Annotated in this window: 2 protein-coding genes; both read right to left on the bottom strand. The window is 34.3% G+C overall.

All coding sequences use genetic code 11. The features are described 5' to 3' along the window. Positions 1-147: 147 nt before the first annotated feature. Positions 148-483 carry a hypothetical protein gene (locus C8P67_RS21915; RefSeq protein ID WP_115815326.1) on the bottom strand — a complete coding sequence of 112 codons (336 nt, stop codon included), beginning with the start codon at positions 481-483 and terminating at the stop codon, positions 148-150. A gap of 510 nt (positions 484-993) precedes the next feature. After that, a partial coding sequence (locus C8P67_RS22260; protein WP_115815325.1) for a hypothetical protein occupies positions 994-1,401 on the bottom strand: 408 nt, incomplete at its 5' end.

Below are 1,401 nucleotides of genomic sequence, written 5' to 3'. Positions count from 1 at the left end.
ACAAATTTAAAATTATTTCTTACATATCAAAAAGATTTGTAATTTTTTTAAAGAGGTACTGCCTGCATCGGTGCAAATCATTATTGTCTAAGTATTATTGTGTTCTTAGAGATCTTCCAAATGCCTAATTAGCATACCCATTTTTAATTACCCTTTGGCCCCAATTACCTGCAGCAAAAGCTGTTTCTCCGCTTCAAGCAGTTCTATTTTTCTTTCCAAAGCTTCTATTTTATCGGCAGCGGTTTGATCTATTGCGGCATCGGTAGTATAGTTTTTTGGCAGCTGTGCCGCGATATCCATCAGGAAATTATGCTCCAAACCTTCAGACAGCTTTAGCAATATATCCACCCGCAACGTTTTTGACTTGAAATATTTTATTAGTGACTGATAGTCAATACCTGTTTTTCTGGCCAGTGCACTTTTATAAATCCTATTTCGGGTACAGTATGCAGCGAGTAATTCGCCCGTTTTAATTGTTATCATAGTAATTATTTTATTCTGATAAAAATAAGCATTTATTTGTTAAGGGAATCGCTTATTTGGTATGAAACATATAATTTATTCATACAAAAAATATAAATCATTTATACAAAAAATATAAATTATTCATATAAAAAGTATAATTTATTTATATAAAAAATATAAATCATTTATATGAAAAATATAATTTATTTATACAAAAAGTATAATTTATTTATACAAAAAGTACAATTCATTTATACAAAAAGTACAATTCATTTATACAAAAAATACAATTAAATTATATAAAAAAGATAATTGAATTGTATATAAAATATAATTCATTTATATGCAACCCATATGATTACTGCAGCAGCAGCCAGGATCACAGAGCCGAACCCATAAATAGCTGTTCAAATTCGGTTTGACCGTTAATTCATTTGCTATTGCCTGCTACTGCATAAAACTAAAGCACAAAAAAAAGACTGTCCTCGCGGACAGCCTCTTTCAGGATTTGGAAATTATTAGTATTAATTAGATTTGCTGCACAGGAGCTCCTGCACCTTTCTCAAACCTAACTTTTAGATTATCATAACTGGTCTGTGCGCCCGGAACACCTCCATCGGCTGCCGATTTGTACAGCTCATAAGCTTTTCTGGCATTTACCAGTGCCTCTCTGCCGGCAATACGCTGGGCATCCTTTAGCCTCAGAATAATATTTTGGTACAGCGTAATGAGCTCTTCGGACTGGTCAAAAAACGTTACATCATTAGTCAGGTTAGGAATGCTAAACCAAGCAGGCATAATAGCTGCCCCGTTAGACTTGAGTTCGTTGAGCGTGTCGTCTACAAAAATTTTGTTGTCTACATTAATGTCCCCGCCGCTGGCGCGCTCCTCATCAGTAAGCGTAGCTCCCAGCGGAATTTTTGCAATTACAGCATT

This window comes from Flavobacterium aquicola (assembly GCF_003385115.1).
Classification (GTDB): Bacteria; Bacteroidota; Bacteroidia; order Flavobacteriales; family Flavobacteriaceae; genus Flavobacterium; species Flavobacterium aquicola.
The sequence above is the reverse complement of the archived record's forward strand: the minus strand, read 5'-3'. Positions and strand labels throughout refer to the sequence as shown.

Bases quoted from the DNA above. Each gene is read 5' to 3' on its own strand.
- C8P67_RS21915 (WP_115815326.1), bottom strand. From the start codon at position 483: ATGATAACAATTAAAACGGGCGAATTACTCGCTGCATACTGTACCCGA.